Source organism: Pseudomonas sp. TH39(2020) (assembly GCF_016650715.1).
Lineage (GTDB): Bacteria > Pseudomonadota > Gammaproteobacteria > Pseudomonadales > Pseudomonadaceae > Aquipseudomonas > Aquipseudomonas mandelii_C.
The window spans coordinates 1-3,885 of record NZ_JAEKFF010000001.1 but is presented as its reverse complement, the minus strand read 5'-3'; the positions used below and the strand labels follow the sequence as shown (position 1 = coordinate 3,885).

Sequence of the window (3,885 nt, the reverse complement as noted above, 5' to 3'; positions counted from 1 at the left end):
AATCGGCAGCGTGGTAATTCCGGAAACCCAAGGCAACTTCAAGTAAAGGAAAACGCAATGAGCAGATTGAATGGAAAAGTCGCGATCATTACCGGTGCCGCGCAAGGCATTGGTGCCACTTATGCCCAGGCCTTGGCGGCCGAGGGCGCGAAGGTGGTGCTCTGCGATTTGAAGGCGCCTGCCGAAACCGCTGCCGCGATCCGCAACAAGGGCGGTACGGCCGTGGCAATCGCTTGCGACGTGACCGACGGTGTCGCGGTGCAAACCATGGTCGAGGAAGCCGTGGCGCAGTTCAGCGGTGTGCACGTGCTGATCAACAACGCCGCCTTGTTCGCCACCCTGGAACTCAAACCGTTCGAGCAGACCAGCTCGGCGGAATGGGACCGGATCATGGCGGTCAACGTGCGCGGTTCCTTCGAGTGCGCGAAGGCGGTAATGCCGGTGATGCGCCGTCAGGGCTACGGCAAGATCGTCAACATTGCCTCCGCAACGGCTTTCAAAGGCGCGCCGATGATGGCGGCTTATGTCGCGTCGAAGGGCGCGGTGATTGCCCTGACACGTTCGATCGCGCGCGAAGTAGGCGACGCCGGCATCCGCTGCAACTGCCTGGCGCCCGGCCTGACCATGAGCGCCAACGTTCAGGCCAATGCCGCGTGGGCCGGGGATATCGTGCGCAACAACATTGCCAGCCGTTGCATCAAACGCGAAGCGGTGCCGCAGGATCTGATTGGCGCGCTGCTGTTTCTGTCCGGCACCGACAGTGATTTCATGAGCGGCCAGACCCTTGTGGTCGACGGCGGTTCGGTGACCCATTGATTCAAGGAGGATTCATGCAAAGCCAACACTTCATCGATGGACAATGGACCGCTGCGGATCGTTGGACCGACAGTCTCGACCCGGCAAACGGAGAGCTGATCGGGTGCTTTGCCGACGGCGGCGAGGCCGAAGCTGAAGCAGCGGTGGCAGCGGCCGCCCGAGCCTTCGACGACCCGCAATGGGCGCAGAATCCACGCCTGCGTCAGCAGCTATTACTGGAGTGGGCTGCCGGCCTGAAGGCGCGTCAGGAACAACTCGCGCAGTTGCTGACCCGTGAGAACGGCAAGGCATTGGCGCAGTCCCGAGGGGAGATCGGCGGGGCGATTTCCGAGATTCTTTATTACGCCGGCCTGGCTCGGCACAACCCGGGGCACATGCTCGAAGTGGCGCCCGGTGAGTTCTCCAGCATGCTGCGCGAACCCGCCGGGGTGGCCGGGCTGATCATTCCATGGAATGCCCCGGCGGTGCTGCTGGTGCGTGCTCTGGCGCCGGCGATCGCGGCGGGTTGCACGGTGGTGATCAAACCCGCGCCGCAAACCGCGCTGTTCAACGCAGCGATGCTCGAACCGCTGTTCGCGTTACCAGGCCTACCGCCAGGGGCGGTCAATCTGTTCGCGGAGAGCGGGCATGCCGGGGCAGCACATTTGGTGGCTTCGCCGCGGGTGGATGTGCTCAGCTTCACCGGCTCGACCGCTACCGGCCAGCGCATCATGCGCGACTCTGCGACGACCATGAAAAAGCTCTCTCTGGAACTGGGCGGAAAATCTTGCTGCCTGGTCTTTGAAGATGCCGATATTGCCGCCATCGCGCCGAAACTGGCAGCGGCGGCCACCATTATCTCTGGCCAACAATGCACTGCCGCCCGGCGCGTGCTGGTGCATGCCAGTCGTTTCGCCGAAATGAAAACCGCGCTGAGCGCCGCACTGGGGCAGATCCGCCTGGGTAATGGCCTCGATCCAGTGACGAACATGGGACCGCTGATCGACTGGCAATCCCGGGACAGCGTCGAGCGACGCATTGGTGATGCGCTGGACAGCTGTGACGAAGTGCTGCTGGCCGGTGGTCGCCCGCAAGGTGAACTGAACAAAGGCGCATTTCTCGCGCCGTCGCTGATCGCCCATCGCGACAGCAGCGCATTCTTTTGTCAGGAAGAAATTTTTGGCCCGTTGCTGGTACTGGAGTCCTTCGAAGACGAGACCGAGGCTGTAGCGCGCGCCAACCATACCGAGTTCGGTCTGTCCGCGAGTGTCTGGACCGAGCAGGGCGCTCGCGCCTGGCGTGTCGCTCGGGCACTGCGCAACGGTACGGTGTGGCTCAACGACCACAACAAATTGTTCGCCGAGGCGGAAACCGGTGGCTACCGAAAGAGCGGTCTGGGGCGCTTGCATGGCGTGGATGCACTGCTGGATTTCAGCGAGCTCAAACACATTTATCAGAACGTCGGCACGCTCAGTTGAGCGCGAACGCGAGGGTGATTATGGAGCTGCGCCATCTGAAGTATTTTACCTGCCTCTACGAGGAGGGCTCCGTCACCCGGGCTGCACAGCGCTTGAATATCGTGCAACCGGCGTTGTCGATGCAGATCGCCAGGCTTGAGGAAGAACTTGGGCAGACATTGTTCGAGCGCAGCTCCAAGGGCATGGCGCCGACCGAGGCCGGAGATCAGGCTTATCGCTTGTTCATGCCGATCCTTGGCCAACTGTTGGCGGCGCGTCAGGCCCTGATCGACCGTAGCGGCCAGATCGGTGGACGCATCAGCGCCGGGTTGATCGCGTCTGCCGCCAACAACGCGTTGGCCAGCACCTTGGCGCATTTCGTCGAGCATCATCCGCAGGTCGAGCTGTGCGTCACCTCGGGCTACAGCCAGGAACTGATCGCGAAGGTTCTGACCGGCGTGCTGGATTTCGCGGTCATCAACCAAAGCTTCCAGCATGAGCACCTGATCGGCCACGACATCTTCGATGAGGAGTTACTGGTCGCCACCGGTGCAGCCAATCGCCTCAACGGAGCGTTGCCATTGCCGTTGGCCAGTTTGGCGGGGTTCAAACTGGTGCTGCCCTCGCGTCGTCACGGGTTGCGCAGGGTGATCGACCAACACCTTGCCGCCCAGGGGATTGAAGTCACCCCGCAGTTGGAGGTTGATGATCTGGCGGTCATCGAGGACTTCTTGCGTCGCAGCGACTGGGTCAGCGTGCTGCCGGCAACCGTCCTGCATCGCGGATTGCACGAAGGCGCGTTGCGCGCCTATCCGCTGGCCGCGCCGGGGATCAGTCGGCGCATGGTCTGTGTGCACGATGCCCGTCGACCACTGACCCCGGCGGCAATGCTGTTCATCGAGATGATCGGCAAAACCATGACCACCGCACTCGACACCATCCATTTCTACAAAGAAGGTCCGATAGAGGAAGGCGACCATGAGCGCTCCCAGTAATACCCGACCGCAGCGTCTGATCGTAGGAATTTCCGGTGCCTCCGGCGCCGTTTATGGCGTGCGTCTGCTGGAGCTGTTGCGCGACACGCCGATTGAAACCCATCTGGTGGTCAGCAAATCTGCGCTGATTACTTTGGCCCATGAAACCGAGATGTCCTGGTCTCAGATCAAAACCCTTGCGGACGTCAGCTACGTCAATCAGGACATCGGCGCGGCAATTGCCAGCGGCTCGTTCAAAACCATGGGCATGATCATCGCGCCGTGTTCGATACGCAGTCTGTCGGAAATTGCCAGCGGCGTGACCTCAACACTGCTGACCCGCGCCGCCGACGTGGTGCTCAAGGAACGCCGGCGCCTGGTGCTGATGGTTCGCGAGACGCCACTGCACCGCAATCACCTGCGCAGCATGACCGAGTTGGCCGAACTCGGTGCAGTGATCGCGCTGCCAGTGCCAGCGTTCTATGCCAAGCCGACCAGCCTGGAAGACATGGTCGATCACACCGTAGGCAGGGTGCTGGATATGTTCGATATCGAACTGGGTGTCGTCCGTCGCTGGCGAGAACAGCCGGAGCGCGTAGCAACGCTGGATGAGGTGGTCGATGGTTGAGTCACGCTCGGTGCATTCAGGCGGGGAGGAG

Annotated in this window: 4 protein-coding genes; all 4 read left to right on the top strand. The window is 61.9% G+C overall.

Annotation, left to right across the window (positions count from 1 at the left end; translation table 11 throughout):
- Positions 1-57 precede the first annotated feature (57 nt).
- Genes JFU47_RS00020 through JFU47_RS00005 form a run of 4 tightly spaced genes read left to right on the top strand, consistent with a single transcriptional unit; the run spans position 58 to position 3,854 of the window.
- The gene (locus JFU47_RS00020) at positions 58-816 is read left to right on the top strand and encodes an SDR family NAD(P)-dependent oxidoreductase (RefSeq protein ID WP_201180115.1); all 759 of its coding nucleotides are present in this window, start codon (positions 58-60) and stop codon (positions 814-816) included.
- Positions 817-830: 14 nt separating this feature from the next.
- Positions 831-2,273 carry an aldehyde dehydrogenase family protein gene (locus JFU47_RS00015; RefSeq protein WP_201180114.1) on the top strand — a complete coding sequence of 481 codons (1,443 nt, stop codon included), beginning with the start codon at positions 831-833 and terminating at the stop codon, positions 2,271-2,273.
- Positions 2,274-2,293: 20 nt separating this feature from the next.
- Positions 2,294-3,247, top strand: coding sequence for a LysR family transcriptional regulator (locus JFU47_RS00010; RefSeq protein ID WP_201180113.1), 954 nt, complete (start codon positions 2,294-2,296; stop codon positions 3,245-3,247).
- Positions 3,231-3,854, top strand: coding sequence for a UbiX family flavin prenyltransferase (locus tag JFU47_RS00005; protein ID WP_201180112.1), 624 nt, complete (start codon positions 3,231-3,233; stop codon positions 3,852-3,854). Before JFU47_RS00010 ends, JFU47_RS00005 begins: the two co-directional genes overlap by 17 nt.
- Positions 3,855-3,885: the final 31 nt, after the last annotated feature.